Origin of the sequence: Ensifer sp. Root278, from assembly GCF_001429285.1 — a bacterium.
GTDB lineage: Bacteria > Pseudomonadota > Alphaproteobacteria > Rhizobiales > Rhizobiaceae > Ensifer.
In genome coordinates, this window is record NZ_LMJJ01000023.1 from 219,798 (window position 1) to 239,145 (window position 19,348).

Here is a 19,348-nt window from a genome sequence, read left to right on the forward strand (position 1 = left end):
AGGTTGGACCGTTCAGCCTTTGAGACCGGTCATGGTGATGCCCTCGACGAAGCGCTTCTGCGCCAGCAGAAATGCAGAAACGAGGGGAAGGGTAATGATGAGGGTCGCCGCCATCAGCGCGCCGTAGTCGTCGCCGGCTTCAGCCGCGCGGAAAAAGAGAAGGCCGAGCGGCGGAGTCGCGTAGTCCTGGTTGGTGACGACGATCAGCGGCCAGAAGAGGTCGTTCCAGTGGGCGACCACCGAGAAGATCGCAAAGGCGGTGATCGCTGGCCAGGCGTTCGGCACGATGACCCGTGCGACGATGCCCGCCTCCGACATGCCGTCGAGCCTTGCTGCGTGGATCAGGTCGTCGGGCATGGCGCGGAAGAACTGCAGGAACAGGAAGATCGCAAAGACCGAGATCGAGAACGGCGCCACAAGTGCTGCGTAGCTGTTCAGCACCGACAGCTTGTCGAAAGCGACATAGATCGGCAGCGCCGTCGCATGGATCGGTACCAGCAGTCCGAGCATGACCAGCACCATCATGGCGCGGGCCGCGCGAAACTTCAGCTTCGCCATGGCATAGGCGCACGGAATGGCGACGACGATCTGGATGACGAAGATCAGTGCGCAGACGACAACGCCGTTGAAAAGCAGGGTCGTCATCGAGACGCGCGACAGAGCCTTGGAGAAGTTCTCGATGTAGGACCACTGCTCCGGGATCAGCGACAGCGACGAGGAGAAGATCTCGCTTTGCGCCTTGCCCGCGGTCGAGACCATGAAGATGTAGGGCGCGAGGAAGAGCAGCGCGCCAAGCGACAGGACCGCGAGGCGGACGATACGGGCGACGGAAAGAGCGTTCGTGATCATGCGTAGTGCACCTTCCGGTCGAGCACGCGGTACTGCAGGAACATCAGGACGACGAGGATCAAGAGGAAGACGACGGTCATCGCCGAGGCGTAGCCGACGCGCAGGTAGACGAAGCCCTCCTGGTAGATGGTGAAGAGCAGCACTTCCGATGCCTTGTTTGGCCCGCCCTCGGTCAGCGTCTTCACCGTCTCGAAGACCTTCACCGAATTGATGATACTGATGGTGGTGACAAACAGCGTCGTCGGCCCAAGCATTGGCCAGGTCACCAGGCGAAAGCGGTCGAACCAGGATCTCGCACCGTCGACTTCGGCCGCTGAATAGAGCTCCCGCGGGATGGCGGTGAGACCTGCGAGGAACAGCACCATGTTGAAGCCGACCGACTGCCAGACGCCGATGATCGAGAGGCCGTAGAGCACCGTGCCGGAGGCGCCGAGCCAGTTGGGGCCGGCAATGCCGAAGAGGGCAAGGAAGGTGTTGATCGGGCCGATGGTCGGATGGAAGAGGAACTGCCAAACGGTCGCCATGGCGACGAGCAGCGAGGCGACCGGCAGAAAATAGACCGTGCGGAAGAAAGCCCGGCCCTTGGTTTCCGCTTCGATCAGCATGGCGATCGCAAGCGCCAGAACGATCGAGACCGGCGTGACGATCGCCGTGTAGACCGCGGTGTTCCAGAGCGACCGGCGGAAGGTGCGGTCGCCGAAGAGTTCGGCGTAATTCTCGAAGCCGACAAAACGAAAGCTGCCGTAGCCGAGCTCGAAATCGGTAAAACCGAGCACGATCACCGCAAGCGTCGGCAGCAGGATGAAGAGAAAGAGGAGGAGGATCGCCGGAAGCGCGAGCAGCCAGGCGATGCGAGCCTCGCGCGTCGCGGGCTCGGCGAGTGCGGTTTCGAAGGCCGCGACGCTAGCCATGAATCTTCTCCCGCGTCGCCGCAACAGCAAGCGGTTCGGCCGGAAGCCGCGCACCTTCGTGATCGAAGAGCATTGCGCGTTCGGGCATGATCTCGACGTCGACAGGCTGGCCGATCGCAAGCGATGCGGCCTCGGCAGGCGCCGACTTGGAGGTCATCACCTCGCCGATCGCATCGAGGCGGGCATGGACGATCACTTCCGAGCCGAGGAATTCCATCCGCTCGACCCGCGCGCTCAGCCGGCCGGCACCTTGCGGACTAAAGCGAACGAATTCCGGGCGGACTGCAAGCTTCACCGGCGCGTCAGGTGCCTGCCCCCGGTTCGCCATCAGCACCAGATCACCGAAGCGGACGATGCCGGCGGCATCAGTGCGGGTTTCCACCACGTTGATCTTCGGCTGGCCGAGGAAGCGCGCGACTTCGACATGGGAGGGGTTGTCGTAGATCTCCTTCGGGTTCGCCAATTGCAGCAGATTGCCGCCGATCATGACGGCGACCCGATCGGCCATCGACAGCGCTTCCGACTGGTCGTGGGTGACATAGAGCGTCGGCACGCCGGCGCGGCGGTGGAGATCGACGATCTCGCCGCGGGCATGGACGCGCAGGTTGGCATCGAGATTGGAGAGCGGCTCGTCCATCAGGAAGACGGCCGGACGCCGCACCATGGCGCGGGCGAGCGCCACGCGCTGGCGCTGGCCGCCCGACATCTGGCCCGGTTTGCGGTCAAGCAGGTGGTCGATCTTCAACGCCAGAGCCATTTCCTTGACCTGACGCTGGATATCGGTGCGGATCTGTTTCTGCCCCGGCAGGACATTGCCAACGAACGGCAGACGCTGCGCCGCCGTCAAGCGCCGCATGGCGAGCGGCACAGCGATATTTTCTCCGGCGGTCAGGTGCGGATAGAGGGCATAGGACTGAAACACCATCGCGACATTGCGATCGGCCGCAGCCTTGCGCACGACGCTGCGGCCACCGATGACGATCTCGCCGGTATCGCCGTGATCAAGCCCGGCCACGATTCGAAGAAGCGTGCTCTTGCCGCAGCCGGAAGGACCGACAAGCGCGATGAATTCGCCCACTTCGGCCTCCAGGCTGACGCCTTTCAGGATGGCGTTGCCGCCATAGGATTTGGTGATGCCATCAAGCGAAAGCACGCTCATTGCGCCGCCTCCACCTTAAGCTTCTTCTTGGCGGCGAGCGGATAGACCTCCTCGACGATCGGATCGAGCACGTGGCTGACAAGCCCCGGAACGGCAACGATCTCGCTCACGACGCCGGCTTCGCTGAACGTGTGCACGACGGCACCGACCAGCCGTTCGCCCGGCATCGGCCGCTCCAGGGTGTCGATGATGAAGGAGGTCGGCGGCGCCCAGACGAGCGACATTCCGGCGTGTTCCCCCGTCCAGGCCCAATGCAGATGGCCGCTTGCATGCAACGCCACGCCGGACGCGGCGAAGAGATCAAACAGACGCCGGCGCTGGCGGGGGCGGATGCCCCAGTAGCCGGTGTCGCCTTCCTGCGGTCCATCGACGAAGAGCGGCTTGTGGGCAAAGACCGCCACCTTGCGCCCGTCGCGGTCTCGCAACTGCTCTTCCAGCCAGGCGAATTGCTTCTCCTCTTCCTCGTCCTCGAAGCCCACAAGAAGGCTGTTGAAGCCGACCAGTCGCCAATCACCGTGATCGGAGACCCAGTAGTCCGGGCCGGCGAGTCCGCGCCAGCGGGCAAGACGCTCCGGGTCGACCGGTTGGTGCGAGCCCGGCAGATGGCCGACGTCATGATTGCCGGGAACGACGAGCACCGGCATCGAGAGCCGGTTGATCAGGCCCAGCGAAAAGGTGATGTCGTCTTCACGGTCGGCGCCGTCGATCGTGAGGTCGCCGGTGTGGATGACGAGATCAGGCGCCATTTCCTCGATCCAGGCGCGAACCGGCTCCCAATTGTTGTTGAAATGGCTCTTGGAGGGGCTGAGATGGGTGTCGCTGATCTGGACGATCTTCATGGGAACGGGCCTCCGACGATGGCTTCAAGGCGTGCCTCATCGGATGGATTTCTCTCCCCTCCGATGCGGTTGGCCGCAGTCTTTAGGGGCTTGCCATGTCAGTTTGGTAACAGTCGTTCTCAGCTGATTTTCAGTTTCTCCATGAAAGCGTCACCTTCAGGAAAGCCAACCGGTCGCGAAGTTCACCCTTGCGCGTCCCGATGGAAGCGTTGCGGTGGGTGTGCTCAAAATTTCATACTATTGTATACAATAATTGCGCATATTGACGACGAAAAGCTCAATTCGTGAGCAGTCGCCCTAAACCGATAACGACTGCAGCCGGCAACCGAAACGGCCATTCTCGCGCGAAAACATAGCCTTAGGCTCGGCGAACGAAATTGGCACGATTGATGCTTCTTCTCTGGTGCAAGGAGAACGCTCATGTCGAAAGCCGCAGAGATCGATATCGTATCCGTTTCCAAGATTTACGGCTCGACCACCGCCGTACATTCCATCAGCCTGAAAATCCCCGCCGGAAGCTATTGCTGCTTCCTCGGCCCTTCGGGCTGCGGCAAGACCTCGACGCTGCGCATGATCGCCGGCCACGAGAGCATCTCCTCAGGCGACCTGCGGCTCGGCAACGTCGTCGTCACCGATTTTCCGCCGGCCAGGCGCAGCACAGCGATGATGTTCCAGTCCTATGCGTTGTTCCCGCACCTCGACCTCGTCGACAACGTTGCCTTCAGCCTGAAGATGAAGGGCGTAGAACGCGACGCGCGCCGCGCCAAGGCACTCGAGATGCTGAAGTTGATGCAGATGGAGGCCTATGCTTCCAGGCGCCCGGCCCAGCTTTCCGGCGGCCAGCAGCAGCGCGTGGCACTCGCCCGTGCGCTCATCACCGAGCCGGAAGCGCTGCTGCTCGACGAACCGCTGTCGGCGCTCGACCCGTTCCTGAAGATCCGCATGCGGGCGGAATTGAAGAAGCTGCAGAAGACGCTCGGCATCACCTTCGTGCATGTCACCCATAGCCAGGAAGAGGCGATGGCGCTCGCCGATCTTATTGTCGTCATGAACAGCGGCCGGATCGAGCAGGCGGCCGCACCTCGTACGGTGTTCGAGCACCCGGCCACTGCCTTCGTCGCGCGGTTCATGGGCGACCACAACGTTCTCTCCGGAAAAGTCCGCGCGATCAGCGGCGATGTCGTCGAAATGGAGACCGCCGAAGGCCAGACCTTCGCGGTGCGCGACATCGCCCAGGAGGTCGGCCGGCCCATCGACATCGGCATCCGCACCGATCGCGTGCGGCTCGACCCGCCGGGCGAGAAGGGCCTCGGTTTCCAGGCGGTGGTTTCCAACATCGAGTACCGCGGCGCCTCGGTGAAGCTCACCGCCATCGGTGCCGGCAGCGACGACTTCACGCTGATCGTCAGCGACGCTGACTATTTCAGGAAGCCTGTCGCGGTCGGTGACGCGGTGTCCCTGAGCTGGACCCTGGAGGACGTCGTCCCCCTCGGCCGCCTTTCCGCATGAGCTAATCAACCATCACAAGAAGGGGAACTGCACATGACGACTGAAACTAAAACCGAAAAGCCTGGCGCCGGCCTGACACGCCGATCGTTGTTGAAGACCGGCGCTGCCGCCGTCGGCGCCATCGCCGGATCGGGTGCCATTACCGGCTTCCCGACCATTTGGGCCCAGAACCCGATCACGCTTCGCCAGTTCGGCACCGGCGTTTCCAACATCAATGCGATTGCAGAGAAGTGCAAACAGGACCTCGGCATCACCTTGGAAATGACGGCGACCGATTCCGACGCCGCCGCCCAGCGTGCGGTGACCCAGCCCGATTCCTACGACATCGCCGACATCGAATACTGGATTGCCAAGAAGGTCTTCCCAGCCGGCGTGATGCAGCCGATGGACGTGAAAAAGATCAAGTACTTCGACAAGATCGTGCCGCTGTTCATCGACGGCAAGCTGAAACCCGAAAGCGTGGTCGCCCAGGGGACCGCACCGCACACCGTCGGCTTCGTCGAGGCGCAAGATTCCAAGACCTTCGCCAAGTCGCCGACCGACTGGATGACGCTGATCCCGACGATCTACAACGCCGACACGCTCGGCATTCGCCCCGATCTCGTCGGGCGCGAGATCTCGACCTGGGCCGACATCATGGACCCGGCGTTCAAGGGTAAGACCGCGATCCTCAACATTCCTTCGATCGGCATCATGGACGCCGCGATGATCATGGAGGCGCTCGGCAACATCAAATATGCCGACAAGGGCAACATGACCACGGACGAGATCGACAAGACGATCGACTTCCTGATCAAGGCCAAGCAGGACGGCCAGTTCCGTGCCTTCTGGAAGTCCTTCGACGAGAGCGTCAACCTGATGGCTTCGGGCGAAGTCGTCATCCAGTCCATGTGGTCGCCGGCCGTCGCCGCCGTCCGTTCCAAGGGCATCGCCTGCAAGTACCAGCCGCTGAAAGAAGGTTATCGCGCCTGGGGCGGCGGCCTCGGGCTTGCCGCCCATCTCCAGGGCGCACAGCTCGACGCGGCTTATGAGTACATCAACTGGTACCTCTCCGGCTGGGTCGGCGCCTACCTCAACCGTCAGGGCTACTACTCCGCCGCGATGGAGACCGCCAAGGGCTTCATGTCCGAGGACGAGTGGGGTTTCTGGGTGGAAGGCAAGCCCGCCCAAGGCGACATCCTTTCGCCGGAGGGCAAGATCATGGAGAAAGCGGGTGCGGTGCGCGACGGCGGCTCGTTCGAGGAACGCATGGGCAAGGTCGCCTGCTGGAACTCTGTGATGGACGAGGACCGTTACATGATCAAGCGCTGGAACGAGTTCATCGCGGCGTAATCGCCGGCGCGGAAGCGCCCCCTCACCCTAACCTTCTCCCCGCAGGCGGGGAGAGGGGACGTGCCACATCGGCCGGCCGAGCGTGCACATAGGCGATCAAGAATGAGCGGGACGGCGACGCATCTCCCTTCTCCCGCAAGCGACGAGAAGGTGCCGGCAGGCGGATGAGGGGCGGACCCCGATCGCATAAATCCAGAGAGGAACGACGATGGCGACACTTGCGACGTCCCAGCCAGGGGAAATCAGGACAGAGAAGGCATCACGTCGCCGGGGCGCTCCGCGCGCGCTGGCCTCCCATCTCCAGGCAACCCCTCTCCTTTTGATCCTCGGATTCTTCTTCGTGCTGCCGATCCTGACCATCATCGTCGTCAGCTTCTGGGACTATGACTTCGCCGGTCTCTATCCGGACTTCCTGACGATGAACTACGCCGATACGCTCGGCTCGTGGGTCACCTGGAAGACCTATCTCAACACGCTGAAATTCACCGTCCTCGTCTGGGCGCTGACGCTCTTAATCGGCTTCTGGGTCGCCTATTTCCTCGCCTTCCATGTCCGCACAACAACCATGCAGATGGTGCTGTTCCTCGTCTGCACCGTGCCGTTCCTGACCTCGAACATCATCCGCATGATTTCCTGGATCCCGGTGCTCGGCCGCAACGGCCTTGTCAATTCGACCCTGATCGAGCTTGGCCTGATCCCACAGCCGATCGAGTGGCTGCTCTACTCCGACTTTGCCGTGGTGCTTGCCATGGTGCATCTCAACACGCTGTTCATGGTCACGCCGATCTTCAATACGCTGATGCGGATCGATCGCTCGCTGATCGAGGCGGCGCGCGACTGCGGCGCTTCCGGCGGCCAGATCCTCTGGAACGTCATCCTGCCGCTCGCCAAGCCGGGCATCGCGATCGGCTCGATCTTCGTCGTCACGCTCGTCATGGCAGATTTCTCAACGGTGCAGGTCATGTCCGGCGGCCAGAGCGCCTCCGTCGCGCTGATGATGAAAAACCAGATGTCTCTGCTGCAATATCCGGCAGCGGCCGCCAATGCCGTGGTGCTTCTGATCGTCGTGCTCTTTATGGTCGCCGCGATCCTGCGCGTCGTCGACATCCGCAAGGAGCTTTGACATGAACCACGAGAGACGCGGCAAGGAATTCTACCTGCTCGCAATCTTCTTCACGCTGTTCGTGCTGTTTCTCTACGGCCCGCTGTCGGCCGTGCTGATCCTGTCCTTCCAGGGACCGGACGGCGGCCTGACCTTTCCGCTGAACGGCCTATCGCTGCACTGGTTCTACAACCTTTTCGAACGGCAGGCGGTCGGGGACTTCGGCGCCTCATTCCGGCGCTCCTTTACGCTCGGCCTGATGGTAATGACGGTCAACGTCGTGGTCGCCCTGCTTGCAGGCCTTGCCTTCCGCCGACGCTTCCGCGGCGCAACCGCGCTCTTCTATCTCACCGTCGCAAGTCTCGTCGTGCCGTCGATCATCATCTCGCTCGGCATCGGCGTCGTCTTCCAGCAGTTCGGCCTGAAGCCCGCCTGGTACTCCTCCGGCTTCGGCGCGCATCTCACCTGGACACTGCCTTTCGGCGTGCTCATCATGTTTGCGGTCTTCAACCGGTTCTCACCGGCCTACGAAGAAGCGGCGCGCGATCTCGGGGCGACGTCCTGGCAGACTTTCCAGCACGTTCTCCTGCCGATGATCGCGCCAAGCCTGATCGGCGTCGGCCTCTTCGGCTTCACGCTCTCCTACGACGAATTCGCCCGCACGCTGATGACTTCGGGCAGCTACAACACTCTGCCACTCGAGATCTACGGCATGACTACGAATGTGACGACGCCGGTGCTCTATGCGCTCGGCACGGTCACCACCCTCTTCTCCTTCACCATCATCCTCGTCGCGCTCGCAGTCATTCTGACCTTGCGACGCCGCCAGGCAAAGCTGAGCTAGGCTAGATGCGCATCCTGATCATCAATCCCAACACCACCGCGTCGATGACGGCCAAGGCAGCCGCGGCCGCTCGGACTGTCGCCAACCCTGCCACGGAAATTCTCGCGCGCACCTCCAGATCGGGACCGGCCTCGATCGAGGGGCATTATGACGGCGCCGTCGCCCTGCCGGGCCTGCTCGCCGAAATCCGCGACGGCGAGGCCGCAGGCGCCGATGCCGCGGTCATCGCCTGCTTCGACGACACCGGCCTCGAGGCGGCCCGTGCGCTCGCCCGCATACCGGTGGTGGGGCTCTGCGAATCCGCCGTCGCGACCGCTGCCATGCTGGCGCAACGTTTCACCGTGGTCACCACGCTCGAACGGTCACGGGTGCTGATCGAGAATCTCGTCCGGCATTACGGCATGGGCGACCGGGCAAGGGTCCGCGCCGCCAACATCCCGGTGCTCGAACTGGAGGACAAGGCATCAGACGCGCTCGCCAAACTCCGGCGCGAGATCGAGCTGGCGCTCAATCAGGATGGCGCAGAAGCGATCGTGCTCGGCTGCGCCGGCATGGCCGATCTCGCCCGGGCGCTCCAAGCGGACTATGACGTCCCTGTCATCGACGGCGTTTCGGCCGCGGTCAAGCAGGCGGAAGCACTCGTGTCACAGGGACTTATGACCAGCAAGCGCGGGGCCTATGCGTCGCCGCTCAGCAAGCCCTATTCAGGTTTCATGAGCGCGCTCGCTCCAACCCCGGCTTGAGGTGATGCCGACCTGGAATCGCCCACGACTGTCGCCAGCAGCGCATTCGATGCGTCGGCCTCGGCAATAATCCAATCGCGAAAAGCCTGGATCTTTTTCTGCCGCCTGCTGCTCTGCGGATAGACCAGCCAATAGGCGCGACCATCTCTTACCACATGGTCGAAGGGCCGGATGAGCCTGCCGCTCTTCAGTTCGTCCATCAGGAAGGTTGAAACGGCAATCGCGATGCCATGGTCGTTCAAAGTCGTCGTGACGTCCATCGCCTGGACGTCGAAGATCAGTTCGGTACCGTTGCTCGCCGGTGGCTCCACCCCGGTTTCGATCATCCATCGCCGCCACCAGCTGGCGTTGCCGAAGCGCCGTACACGCAGGACGTCCGAGGGATGCCTGAGCTGGTGCTTCTCCATGAAAGACGGCGTGCAGACCGGCATGTAATCGATAGGGAAAAGCGGGAACACGTCGTTGCCGGGCCAGTCGCCGTTGCCGCTGCGCACCACGAGATCGATGGCGTCACGCTTGAAGTCGATCAGCTCGGTCGACATGTGCACCCGGATGCTGATGTTCGGATGGGCCGTCTGGAACGAGGCGAGCCGCTGGCCGAGCCAGCTCGACACGACGGTCGGCAGCACGGAAATGTGCAGGTGGTGTTCGGTCTTGTCGGCAATCTCCGAGAAGGCCGCCCCGAGAAGGTCGATCGCTTCCGTCACCTTCGGCGCCAGCTGCCGCCCGGCCGCCGTCAGCCGAACCTCGCGCGGAAGACGAACGAAGAGCGGCGTGCCGATGCGCTCCTCCAACAGCCGGATCTGGTAGCTGACCGCCGCCTGCGTCATGCCGAGCTCGTCGGCGGCGCGGGTGAAGCTCAGATGTCTGGCGGCCGCTTCGAAGGCGCGCACGGCACTCATGGGAGGAATCTTGCTCATGGCCCTGAGATAAGCATTCTTTATGCCAGCATGCGAGAAATCGCTTTGCGCGAAGCAGCAAAAATCCTCACTTTTTTCGTGAACACAACAGCAAAAACAAAGAGGATAGCAATGCTTAGCGCAGTGCGATCAACGATCCTTCATGCCCTGAACTGGGCCGGCAACGCACTCAACCCAATCATCGCCATCGATACGTTCAGCGAATTCCAGCTGAAGGATATCGGGCTGACGCGAGATCAGGAGACCATCCGGGCGCGCGTCGGCGATGGTGCCGATCCTTGGCATTGGCCGAAGGACGACGATCCGCGCAGGTCACCGCCCTCGCCGGAGCGGGATTGCGGCGACGCGCCGCAAATGGCAAGGGCTTCGCCTCGAGCCCAGCCCGGAGAAAACAAAGACATAAGCATGTCGCTCTGCGATTGACGGAGCGCAGAGGCAAGACACAGCGCAGTTATCGTGATCTGCCACCTTCCCAGCCCGCGGACCGAATTCGGGAGAGATCCGGCGTGGCGTTTCTAAAAGCGGCGTGCCGAAGCCCCTTCGCAAGTGATCGCAACGGAGCGAGCGCGGGGCTCAAAGCCGAGAAGTTCTTCACCCACAGGTTTCGCCGCCTCCCGCCGTTTACTCCTTGTTATCCACACGGCGAAAGAAATCACCTTCTCACCCCGGCTTCGGGCACCTCGAACCTATTGACGCAGATTTGCGATGAACTACTATATCTAGTGTTCGAGGTTCTCTCGATTCGCAGGGATTGAGAGCTAAGACGGGAATACGGTGCGTCGGCGAGTTTTCGCTAGGCTATGCCGTAGCTGCCCCCGCAACTGTAGACGGCGAGCGACTGTCCGGAATTGGACCACTGAGGCATGAGGCCTCGGGAAGGTCGGGATGGAAGCTGAGACCCGTGAGCCAGGAGACCTGCCTCGAGCAACAAACGTCCACGGGCGGGTGTCCGGAGGGGTTGAGTCTACTGCATGTTTCCTTAAATCGTCGCCGATTTAAGGATAAAAACATGCAGCAAATCGAAGTGCTACAGCGATCTTTGCGCGTCTGTTAGGACGCACGGCGCTGTCGTGCGGCAGGATGAGCCTGCCTGATCGTCTCGACATCTCCCCGGCAGCCTGTCGAAAGCTTCGGGGTGAAGTCATGTCCGCGTCATTGAAATTCTATCGCTCGCCAATCAAGAGGCGCGGTTTCCCGCGCAGCTGACGAAGAGGCATGCCCGGGCCTCCAGATCCGAGCGAGCCACAGCCATGACAGCCCTGCATTTCGCCGGATCGCGGCTGCGTGTCCGTGCGCCTTCTCATGCTCTCATCCAGCCGACCAAACGAGGAAGAAATGAACGTTACCGTCTACAGCAAGCCCGCCTGCGTCCAATGCACCGCGACCTACCGAGCGCTCGATCGCCAGGGCGTCAACTACGAGGTCATTGATATCTCCATCGACCAAGACGCGCTCGAAACGGTCAAGGGCCTCGGCTACATGCAGCTTCCCGTCGTCGTCGCCGGCCCCGAACACTGGGCGGGTTTTCGCCCCGACAAGATCAGCGCGCTTTCCTAGAGGAGACGGGCGGTGGGCCTGATCGTCTATTTTTCCAGCCGCTCGGAAAACACCCATCGCTTCGTCGAAAAGCTCGGCCTTCGCGCAGCGCGCATACCGCTCAAAGAAAGTAAGGCTTCACTTACGGTTTCCGAGCCTTTCGTGTTGGTCGTGCCCACCTATTGCGGCGATGACGGCCGGGGTGCGGTGCCGAAACAGGTCATCCGCTTCCTCAACGATGCGGGCAACCGCTCTCACATCCGCGGCGTCATTGCTGCGGGCAACAGCAATTTCGGCGCGACCTACGGGATCGCCGGCGACGTCATCGCGGCCAAGTGCCAGGTGCCCTACCTCTACCGGTTCGAGCTTCTCGGAACAGAGGAGGACGTCGCCAATGTCAGAAACGGGATGGAACGATTTTGGACGTCTCAACACTCGAACGCCCCCTGAAGGCGACGGAAGCGGCGCTGGACTATCATGCGCTGAACGCAATGCTGAACCTCTATGATGAAGAGGGACGGATCCAGCTCGACAAAGACCGGCTGGCGGCGAAACAATACTTCCTCCAGCACGTCAACCAGAACACGGTCTTCTTCCATAACCTCAGGGAGAAGCTCGATTATCTGGTGACCGAGGGCTACTACGAGCAGCAGGTTCTCGACCAGTATTCCTTCAACTTCGTCCGCGATCTCTACGACCACGCCTATGGGAAGAAGTTCCGCTTCCCGACCTTCCTCGGCGCGTTCAAATACTACACGTCCTATACGCTGAAGACCTTTGACGGAAAGCGCTACCTGGAGCGCTACGAGGATCGCGTCTGCATGGTGGCCATGACACTGGCGCGCGGCAACGAGGGACTTGCCCGCGATCTCGTCGATGAGATCATTTCCGGGCGTTTCCAGCCGGCGACGCCGACCTTCCTCAATGCCGGTAAAAAGCAACGCGGCGAGCTCGTCTCCTGCTTCCTGCTGCGGGTCGAGGACAACATGGAGAGCATCGGCCGCGCGATCAATTCCGCATTGCAGCTCTCCAAGCGCGGCGGTGGCGTGGCGCTGTCGCTCACCAACATCAGAGAGATGGGCGCGCCGATCAAGCAGATCGAGAACCAGTCCTCCGGCATCATCCCTGTCATGAAACTGCTTGAAGACAGCTTCTCCTATGCCAACCAGCTTGGCGCCCGCCAAGGGGCAGGTGCTGTTTATCTGCATGCCCACCACCCGGACATCATGCGCTTCCTCGATACCAAGCGGGAAAATGCCGACGAAAAGATCCGCATCAAGACGCTGTCGCTCGGCGTCGTCATCCCGGACATCACCTTCGAGCTCGCCCGCAACAACGAGGACATGTATCTGTTCTCGCCCTATGACGTGGAGCGCGTCTACGGCGTGCCGCTGACCGAAATTTCGGTGACGGAGAAGTACCGCGAGATGGTCGAGGATGCTCGTATCCGCAAGCGGAAGATCAAGGCGCGCGATTTCTTCCAGATCATTGCCGAAATCCAGTTCGAGAGCGGATACCCCTACATCATGTTCGAGGACACGGTGAACCGGGCGAACCCGATCGCCGGGCGCATCACCATGAGCAACCTCTGCTCGGAAATCCTGCAGGTGAGCGAGGCGAGCGAATTCAACGACGACCTCTCCTACGCAAAGATGGGCAAGGATATCTCTTGTAATCTCGGCTCGCTGAACATTGCCGCGGCGATGGACAGTCCGGATTTCGGCCAGACGATCGAGACCTCGATCCGCGCGCTCACCGCCGTCTCCGAAATGAGCCACATCTCTTCCGTGCCTTCGATCGAGAAGGGCAATGACGACAGCCACGCGATCGGCCTTGGCCAGATGAATCTGCACGGCTACCTCGCCCGCGAGCGCGTCTTCTACGGCTCCGAGGAAGGCATCGATTTCACCAACATCTATTTCTACACGGTGACCTATCACGCCATCCGCGCATCCAACCGGCTGGCGGTCGAGAAGGGCGTGACCTTCAAGGGCTTCGAGAACTCGAAATACGCGTCAGGCGAATATTTCGACAAATACACCGAAGCCGAATGGCTGCCGGCGACGGAGAAGGTGAAGGGCCTGTTCGAAGCGGCCGGCATCCGCATCCCGACGCAGGACGATTGGCTGGAACTGAAACAGGCGGTCACGCAAGGCGGCCTCTACAACCAGAACCTCCAGGCGGTGCCGCCGACGGGCTCGATCTCCTACATCAACCACTCGACCTCCTCGATCCACCCGATCGTCTCGAAGATCGAGATCCGCAAGGAAGGCAAGATTGGCCGCGTCTACTATCCGGCCGCCTTCATGACCAACGACAACCTCGAATATTACCAGGACGCCTACGAGATCGGGCCGGAGAAGATCATCGACACCTATGCGGCTGCGACCCAGCATGTCGACCAGGGCCTGTCGCTGACCCTGTTCTTCCGCGACACGGCGACGACGCGCGACATAAACCGCGCGCAGATCCACGCCTGGAAGAAGGGCATCAAGACGATTTACTACATCCGCCTTCGCCAGATGGCGCTTGAGGGCACGCAGGTCCAGGGCTGCGTTTCCTGCGCGTTGTAGCGCCGCGTTCCCATTAAGTGCCCCTCACCCTAACCCTCTCCCCGCCTGCGGGGAGAGGGTACCTGCCACACTGACGGCCCAGATTATGCGAGATGGCGCGGCATACACCTTCTCCCCGCAAGCGGGGAGAAGGTGCCGGCAGGCGGATGAGGGGCGTCCACGCCCGAGAGGACAACGAAATGAACATGCACACCAAGCCAGCAAACCGCATCCGCGCCATCAACTGGAACCGCATCGAGGACGACAAGGATCTGGAGGTCTGGAACCGGCTTACCGGCAATTTTTGGCTGCCGGAGAAGGTGCCGCTCTCCAACGACATCCCCTCCTGGGCGACCCTGAAGCCGGAGGAGCAGAAGCTCACCATCCGCGTCTTCACCGGCCTCACGCTGCTCGACACGATCCAGAACGGCGTCGGCGCCGTCAAGCTGATGGAGGATGCCATCACTCCGCACGAGGAGGCGGTGCTTTCCAACATCTCCTTCATGGAAGCGGTGCACGCGCGCTCCTATTCCTCGATCTTCTCGACGCTGTGCCCGACGCCCGATGTCGACGACGCCTATCGCTGGTCGGAGGAAAACGAGTTTCTGCAGAAGAAGTCGGCGCTGATCATGGAGCAGTATGCCTCCGCCGATCCGCTCAAGAAGAAGGTCGCCAGCGTCTTCCTCGAAAGTTTCCTGTTCTATTCCGGTTTCTATCTGCCGATGTACTGGTCGAGCCGCGCCAAGCTCACGAACACCGCCGATATGATCCGGCTGATCATCCGTGACGAGGCGGTGCACGGCTACTATATCGGCTACAAGTTCCAGCGCGGCCTGGAGAGGCTGACCGAGGAACGCCGGCAGGAAATCAAGGACTTCGCCTTCGACCTGCTGCTCGAACTCTACGACAACGAGGCGAAATATACGGAAGCCCTTTATGACGGCGTCGGGCTTACCGAGGACGTGAAGAAGTTCCTGCACTACAACGCCAACAAGGCCCTGATGAACCTCGGTTACGAGGCGCTGTTCCCGGCAGAAGCCTGCAAGGTCAACCCCGCCATTCTCTCCGCGCTCTCACCCAACGCCGACGAGAACCACGACTTCTTCTCCGGCTCGGGCTCGTCCTATGTCATAGGCAAGGCGGTCGCGACCGAAGACGAGGACTGGGATTTCTGAGGAACCCCAGGCACCTGCGGGAACATGAAGAACCGCCCGAGGACATGATGTCTTTGGGCGGCTCCGCGCATCAAAGGGGTGTGGTTATTCCGCCGCGACCACACGGCTGCGGCCGATCGTTGCCTGCGTCAGCAGGAAGGCGGCAAGCGCGCAAGCCGCGATGGCACCGGTCATCGGCAGAGCGGTTCCATCGAAGAAGACGCTCGCGATGATCATCGCGACGGCGGCGGTGACGAAATGCAGCGTGCCCATCAGCGCCGATGCGGTGCCGGCGATTTCGCCGTGATCCTCAAGCGCCAGCACCGCCGAGGTCGGGATCACCAGCCCGAGCACGCCGTAGCCGACGAACAGGAAGGCGGCCATGACGGGCAACTGGTTGAAGCCGAGGCTCATGACGATGAACATCGTGACCATCGTCAGCGCAAAGGCGGCGACGGCGAGGTGCATCACCCGCACCAGGCCGAAACGCTCGCCAAGCCAGCCGGTAGCCTGCGACACCGCGAAGAACGAAACGGCATTCATCGAAAAGGCGATGCTGTATTGCGTTGGCGTCAGCCCGTAATGGTCGATCAGCACGAAGGGCGAGTTGGCGAGATAAACCAGGAAGCCCGAGATCCCGAGCCCGCCGATGAAGGTGAGCGTCAGGAAGTTGCGGTCAGAAAGCAGCAGGCGGTATGCGGCAAGCGCGCTCGCCACGCTGCTGCCGGCACGGTCCTTTTTGGGTCGGGTTTCCTGCAATTGGGTCGACAAGAGGATCAGGCCGATGAAGGCGGCGATCATCACGGCATAGAAGACGCCGCGCCAGCCGTAGAACTGGATCACCGCGCTGCCGGCCAGTGGCGCCAGGATCGGCGAAATGCTGAAGACGAGCATCAGCAGCGACATCAGCCGCGCCGCCTGAACGCCGGTGTGCATGTCGCGGACGACGGCGCGCGGGATAACCATGCCGGCGGCGCCGCCTATACCCTGCAGAAAGCGAAAGGCGATCAGGGTTTCGATGTCGGTTGCGAGCGCGCAGCCGACGCTGGCAACGGTGAAGAGGCCGATGCCGAGATAGAGCGGCGCCTTGCGCCCCCAGATATCGGAAAGCGGCCCGTAGATGAGCTGCGAAATGGCAAAGGAAATGAAGAACGAGAGCAGGCTGAGCTGCACGACGCCGGTTTCGGCAGCCAGGTCTTTGCCGATCGACGGCAAGGCAGGCAGATACATGTCGATTGCGAAGGGACCGATCGCCGAAATCAGACCGAGGACGATGGCCGTGCGAAGGAAGGACGCTGTCATGGCAATGATCTTTCAGAAATCACGACAACGCTCCGGCCCAGGGCCGACATCGCTGTCGCCGGGATTGAAACTCGAAAGATGACGGTCGTGCCAGGATCGAACGTTTGGGAGACGCATCCTGCGCTGACTACTTAGTCCATTAATTTGGACACAGATGTAAAATTAGACAGCATTGTCTAAATCGTCAATGGGCTCTATCTTCAGTCCATGAAAAAATCTGGCCTCGCCTCACCGGACGTCCGCGCGCAAAAAGGACAACTCGCGAAACGCGTTTCGATCCTGGAGGCCGCGGCGGACGTCTTCTGCCGCGAGGGCTTTTCCGGTGCCAGCATCGACGAGATCGCCGCCGAAGCCGGCGTGTCGCGCCAGACGATCTACAACCACTACCGCGAAAAAGAGACGCTGTTCATGGCAGTGATCCAGGACATCATGGATCGCACCAACGGCATGCTGTTCTCCATCCTCGCGACGTTTCCCGAAAAGGCCGACAACCTCGAGGAAGAGCTTGCCGCCTTTGCGGTGCGCCTCAACAAGAGCTGCATCTGCAACCAGGACGCCAAGTTCATCCAGAAGCTGATCGCGACGGAGGGCAATCGCTATCCGCATCTGTTCCAGTTCTGGCGGGAACAGGGCCCGGGCAAGACCGACAGGGCGCTGGCGGCGCTTTTTGCCCGGCTCGCCCATTCAGCACCGCTCGACATCGATGACTTCGACCTCGCCGCCCGGCAGTTCATCGCGCTGATCAAGGCAGACTTGCAGATGGGCGGGCTTTTCGGCGAGGCCCCGAGCGAAGCGGAACTGGAAGTCAGCGCCCATCAGGCGGTCAGGACGTTTCTCCGTGCCTATGGCCGCGAGCGGAGAACGAGCGGTCTCGAAGCGCAACATTGATTTCGCGCACGATCGCCGCAGGGCTGTGCCCATTGCGACAGCCGCGCACGCTCTGATGCGGCGGGAGAACTGAAGCTCAACCTGTATTGGGCAGCATCACGAGAGGCACGAATGCCTATCTGGTGATCCGAAAGCCGCTGACGCCTTCCGGCGCTTCGACGAACTCGGCAACGACCTTCGAAACCCATGCGGCCGGCGGCCCTTCATGCAGACGCTCGAGCATGAGGGTGATTGCCTCCTCCGGACCGCTGATCAGAGCGGCAACCGAGCCATCGGCTTCGTTTCGAACCCATCCGACGAGACCGAGCTTCTGCGCCTCGTCACGGGCCCAAACCCTGAAGCTAACGCCTTGTACCCGCCCGAGGATTCGGACCAACACCGTCTTGCTGGTCTCAGACATGATCTCGTCTCCGTCACCGTTTGCCACGCTATCTGGCGCGAGGAGGGGCAAAGGCAAGTCATCCGCGCAACGAAGTTGGAGGGAGCCCTTGCGGCTGCTCAGCAGGCTGCGATGAACCGTGGGGAGGTATAGTAAATTTCCTCGGTATACTTTTTATTTTTTATTTGCGTATTATTAAAAATTGACGCGCGCAAAGTTTTGTGGTTTTTACGCCCTCACCAAGACGGCGGTGGGAGGGCCTCGCCAGCTTGGCTGCACAACACCGAAGGCCCGCGCCGTTTCCAGGGAGGAAACCATGAACATGTCCCGCATTCTGAAATCGCTCGTCGCCGGCACGGCGCTCTCGCTCCTTGCCTCCACGGCCTTTGCCGACGGCATCGGCGCATCGCTGCTCACCCAGCAGCATCCGTTCTACATCGAGCTCGCCGACGCGATGAAAGCCGAGGCGCAAGCCAAGAACGTCAAGCTCGAGGTCTCGATCGCCAACCAGGATCTCAACAAGCAGCTCGCCGATGTCGAGGATTTCATCGTCAAGGGCGTCGACGTCATCGTGATCTCGCCGGTCGATAGCCAGGGCGTGCGCGCTGCGATCGAGAAGGCCGAGAAGGCCGGCATCAAGGTGATCACCGTCGACGTTCCGGCCAATGGCGCGACGGTCACTTCGCATATCGGCACCGACAACTTCACCGGTGGTGTGAAGGCTGGCGAGCTGATGGCCAAGGTCCTCGACAACAAGGGCAAGGTCGCCGTCATCGACTATCCGACCGTCCAGTCGGTGGTGAACCGCGTCAACGGCTTCAAGGAAGCGATCGCCAAGCATCCGGACATGGAGATCGTCGCCATCCAGACCGGCATTACCCGCGCCGAAGCGCTGGCTGCGGCCCAGAACATGCTGCAGGCCAATCCCGATATCACCGGCATCTTCGGCTTTGGCGACGATGCAGCCCTCGCAGCCGCCGTCGCGGTCAAGGCCGCGGGTCTTGAATCCCAGGTCAAGGTCATCGGCTTTGACGGCATGAAGGAAGCGCGCGACGCCGTCGACACCAACCCGGTCATGGTCGGCGTCATCCAGCAGTTCCCGGACCAGATGGGCAAGCAGGCAGTCGACACCGCCGTCAAGGTCGCCGCCGGCGAGACCGTTCCGGCCGAACAGCCGATCGTGCCCGGCGTCTATACCGCGAAATAAGTCCTCCCAGGACAGCCGTCGCCTCCGGGCGGCGGCAACCTCAGGAGTGAGCGCTCCGGCATATGGCCGGAGGCGCCTCGGCTCGCCCTTTGCGCGCGCGGATGGGACGCGCGGCGTCGTAT

Annotated in this window: 19 protein-coding genes and 1 riboswitch; of the genes, 12 read left to right on the forward strand and 7 right to left on the reverse strand. The window is 61.6% G+C overall.

Annotation, left to right across the window (positions count from 1 at the left end; all coding sequences use genetic code 11):
- Positions 1–12: 12 nt before the first annotated feature.
- From ASE60_RS17435 to ASE60_RS17450, 4 genes are read right to left on the reverse strand one after another with little or no spacing between them, the layout of a single operon-like run.
- On the reverse strand, positions 13–849 hold the full coding sequence (locus ASE60_RS17435; protein WP_057251803.1) for a carbohydrate ABC transporter permease: 837 nt from the start codon (positions 847–849) through the stop codon (positions 13–15).
- Positions 846–1,760 carry a sugar ABC transporter permease gene (locus ASE60_RS17440; RefSeq protein ID WP_057251804.1) on the reverse strand — a complete coding sequence of 305 codons (915 nt, stop codon included), beginning with the start codon at positions 1,758–1,760 and terminating at the stop codon, positions 846–848. The genes ASE60_RS17435 and ASE60_RS17440 overlap by 4 nt, the downstream gene beginning before the upstream one ends.
- Complete coding sequence (locus ASE60_RS17445; protein ID WP_057251805.1) at positions 1,753–2,919, reverse strand: ABC transporter ATP-binding protein; 1,167 nt, start codon at positions 2,917–2,919, stop codon at positions 1,753–1,755. The genes ASE60_RS17440 and ASE60_RS17445 overlap by 8 nt, the downstream gene beginning before the upstream one ends.
- Positions 2,916–3,758 (reverse strand): metallophosphoesterase, encoded by an 843-nt coding sequence (locus tag ASE60_RS17450; protein ID WP_057251806.1) that lies wholly within the window; start codon positions 3,756–3,758, stop codon positions 2,916–2,918. Before ASE60_RS17450 ends, ASE60_RS17445 begins: the two co-directional genes overlap by 4 nt.
- Positions 3,759–4,178: 420 nt before the next feature.
- Between ASE60_RS17450 and ASE60_RS17455 the strand changes: the two genes are divergently transcribed.
- The 5 genes from ASE60_RS17455 (at position 4,179) to ASE60_RS17475 (ending at position 9,288) form a co-directional block, all read left to right on the forward strand.
- A complete protein-coding gene (locus tag ASE60_RS17455; RefSeq protein ID WP_057251807.1) occupies positions 4,179–5,267 on the forward strand; it encodes an ABC transporter ATP-binding protein in 1,089 nt (362 codons plus the stop codon).
- Positions 5,268–5,300: 33 nt separating this feature from the next.
- The gene (locus ASE60_RS17460) at positions 5,301–6,599 is read left to right on the forward strand and encodes a PotD/PotF family extracellular solute-binding protein (RefSeq protein ID WP_057251808.1); all 1,299 of its coding nucleotides are present in this window, start codon (positions 5,301–5,303) and stop codon (positions 6,597–6,599) included.
- A 208-nt stretch (positions 6,600–6,807) separates the two neighbouring features.
- The gene (locus ASE60_RS17465) at positions 6,808–7,722 is read left to right on the forward strand and encodes an ABC transporter permease (protein ID WP_057251809.1); all 915 of its coding nucleotides are present in this window, start codon (positions 6,808–6,810) and stop codon (positions 7,720–7,722) included.
- A gap of 1 nt (position 7,723) precedes the next feature.
- Positions 7,724–8,545, forward strand: a complete 822-nt coding sequence (locus tag ASE60_RS17470; RefSeq protein WP_057251810.1) for an ABC transporter permease — start codon at positions 7,724–7,726, stop codon at positions 8,543–8,545.
- Positions 8,546–8,550: 5 nt separating this feature from the next.
- On the forward strand, positions 8,551–9,288 hold the full coding sequence (locus tag ASE60_RS17475; protein WP_057251811.1) for an aspartate/glutamate racemase family protein: 738 nt from the start codon (positions 8,551–8,553) through the stop codon (positions 9,286–9,288).
- Here ASE60_RS17475 and ASE60_RS17480 read toward each other — a convergent pair.
- Positions 9,246–10,190 carry a LysR substrate-binding domain-containing protein gene (locus ASE60_RS17480; RefSeq protein WP_057251812.1) on the reverse strand — a complete coding sequence of 315 codons (945 nt, stop codon included), beginning with the start codon at positions 10,188–10,190 and terminating at the stop codon, positions 9,246–9,248. The two genes, ASE60_RS17475 and ASE60_RS17480, sit on opposite strands and share 43 nt — an antisense overlap.
- Here ASE60_RS17480 and ASE60_RS17485 point away from each other — a divergent pair.
- From ASE60_RS17485 to nrdF, 5 genes are all read left to right on the forward strand, one after another.
- A complete protein-coding gene (locus tag ASE60_RS17485) occupies positions 10,152–10,631 on the forward strand; it encodes a hypothetical protein (RefSeq protein WP_162261305.1) in 480 nt (159 codons plus the stop codon). The two genes, ASE60_RS17480 and ASE60_RS17485, sit on opposite strands and share 39 nt — an antisense overlap.
- Positions 10,632–10,920: 289 nt before the next feature.
- A riboswitch (cobalamin riboswitch) is annotated at positions 10,921–11,146 on the forward strand.
- 397 nt (positions 11,147–11,543) lie between these two features.
- Positions 11,544–11,765, forward strand: coding sequence for a glutaredoxin-like protein NrdH (gene nrdH / locus ASE60_RS17490; protein WP_057251814.1), 222 nt, complete (start codon positions 11,544–11,546; stop codon positions 11,763–11,765).
- A 12-nt stretch (positions 11,766–11,777) separates the two neighbouring features.
- The gene (nrdI, locus tag ASE60_RS17495; RefSeq protein WP_057251815.1) at positions 11,778–12,194 is read left to right on the forward strand and encodes a class Ib ribonucleoside-diphosphate reductase assembly flavoprotein NrdI; all 417 of its coding nucleotides are present in this window, start codon (positions 11,778–11,780) and stop codon (positions 12,192–12,194) included.
- The gene (gene nrdE, locus ASE60_RS17500; RefSeq protein WP_057251816.1) at positions 12,164–14,317 is read left to right on the forward strand and encodes a class 1b ribonucleoside-diphosphate reductase subunit alpha; all 2,154 of its coding nucleotides are present in this window, start codon (positions 12,164–12,166) and stop codon (positions 14,315–14,317) included. The genes nrdI and nrdE overlap by 31 nt, the downstream gene beginning before the upstream one ends.
- 179 nt (positions 14,318–14,496) lie before the next feature.
- Positions 14,497–15,471 (forward strand): class 1b ribonucleoside-diphosphate reductase subunit beta, encoded by a 975-nt coding sequence (nrdF, locus tag ASE60_RS17505; protein WP_057252101.1) that lies wholly within the window; start codon positions 14,497–14,499, stop codon positions 15,469–15,471.
- Positions 15,472–15,555: 84 nt separating this feature from the next.
- On the opposite strand, the gene ASE60_RS17510 is transcribed toward nrdF, so the two are convergent.
- Positions 15,556–16,752 carry a multidrug effflux MFS transporter gene (locus ASE60_RS17510; protein ID WP_057251817.1) on the reverse strand — a complete coding sequence of 399 codons (1,197 nt, stop codon included), beginning with the start codon at positions 16,750–16,752 and terminating at the stop codon, positions 15,556–15,558.
- 207 nt (positions 16,753–16,959) lie between these two features.
- On the opposite strand from ASE60_RS17510, the gene ASE60_RS17515 reads away from it, so the two are divergent.
- Entirely contained in the window at positions 16,960–17,640 is a 681-nt protein-coding gene (locus ASE60_RS17515) for a TetR/AcrR family transcriptional regulator (protein ID WP_057251818.1), read from the forward strand.
- A gap of 115 nt (positions 17,641–17,755) precedes the next feature.
- Here ASE60_RS17515 and ASE60_RS17520 read toward each other — a convergent pair whose 3' ends face one another.
- Positions 17,756–18,040, reverse strand: a complete 285-nt coding sequence (locus ASE60_RS17520) for an acylphosphatase (protein WP_057251819.1) — start codon at positions 18,038–18,040, stop codon at positions 17,756–17,758.
- A gap of 295 nt (positions 18,041–18,335) precedes the next feature.
- Between ASE60_RS17520 and ASE60_RS17525 the strand changes: the two genes are divergently transcribed.
- A complete protein-coding gene (locus tag ASE60_RS17525; RefSeq protein WP_057251820.1) occupies positions 18,336–19,226 on the forward strand; it encodes a substrate-binding domain-containing protein in 891 nt (296 codons plus the stop codon).
- The last annotated feature ends 122 nt before the right edge of the window (positions 19,227–19,348 follow it).

Excerpts from the sequence above, each read along its gene's own strand:
- nrdF (WP_057252101.1), top strand. The coding sequence starts at position 14,497 with ATGAACATGCACACCAAGCCAGCAAACCGCATCCGCGCCATCAACTGG.
- ASE60_RS17450 (WP_057251806.1), bottom strand. The coding sequence starts at position 3,758 with ATGAAGATCGTCCAGATCAGCGACACCCATCTCAGCCCCTCCAAGAGC.
- ASE60_RS17440 (WP_057251804.1), bottom strand. The coding sequence starts at position 1,760 with ATGGCTAGCGTCGCGGCCTTCGAAACCGCACTCGCCGAGCCCGCGACG.
- ASE60_RS17470 (WP_057251810.1), top strand. The coding sequence starts at position 7,724 with ATGAACCACGAGAGACGCGGCAAGGAATTCTACCTGCTCGCAATCTTC.
- ASE60_RS17460 (WP_057251808.1), top strand. The coding sequence starts at position 5,301 with ATGACGACTGAAACTAAAACCGAAAAGCCTGGCGCCGGCCTGACACGC.
- ASE60_RS17465 (WP_057251809.1), top strand. The coding sequence starts at position 6,808 with ATGGCGACACTTGCGACGTCCCAGCCAGGGGAAATCAGGACAGAGAAG.
- nrdH (WP_057251814.1), top strand. The coding sequence starts at position 11,544 with ATGAACGTTACCGTCTACAGCAAGCCCGCCTGCGTCCAATGCACCGCG.
- ASE60_RS17475 (WP_057251811.1), top strand. The coding sequence starts at position 8,551 with ATGCGCATCCTGATCATCAATCCCAACACCACCGCGTCGATGACGGCC.
- ASE60_RS17455 (WP_057251807.1), top strand. The coding sequence starts at position 4,179 with ATGTCGAAAGCCGCAGAGATCGATATCGTATCCGTTTCCAAGATTTAC.
- ASE60_RS17485 (WP_162261305.1), top strand. The coding sequence starts at position 10,152 with ATGTCTGGCGGCCGCTTCGAAGGCGCGCACGGCACTCATGGGAGGAAT.
- ASE60_RS17445 (WP_057251805.1), bottom strand. The coding sequence starts at position 2,919 with ATGAGCGTGCTTTCGCTTGATGGCATCACCAAATCCTATGGCGGCAAC.
- ASE60_RS17480 (WP_057251812.1), bottom strand. The coding sequence starts at position 10,190 with ATGAGTGCCGTGCGCGCCTTCGAAGCGGCCGCCAGACATCTGAGCTTC.
- ASE60_RS17510 (WP_057251817.1), bottom strand. The coding sequence starts at position 16,752 with ATGACAGCGTCCTTCCTTCGCACGGCCATCGTCCTCGGTCTGATTTCG.
- ASE60_RS17520 (WP_057251819.1), bottom strand. The coding sequence starts at position 18,040 with ATGTCTGAGACCAGCAAGACGGTGTTGGTCCGAATCCTCGGGCGGGTA.
- ASE60_RS17515 (WP_057251818.1), top strand. The coding sequence starts at position 16,960 with ATGAAAAAATCTGGCCTCGCCTCACCGGACGTCCGCGCGCAAAAAGGA.
- ASE60_RS17435 (WP_057251803.1), bottom strand. The coding sequence starts at position 849 with ATGATCACGAACGCTCTTTCCGTCGCCCGTATCGTCCGCCTCGCGGTC.
- ASE60_RS17525 (WP_057251820.1), top strand. The coding sequence starts at position 18,336 with ATGAACATGTCCCGCATTCTGAAATCGCTCGTCGCCGGCACGGCGCTC.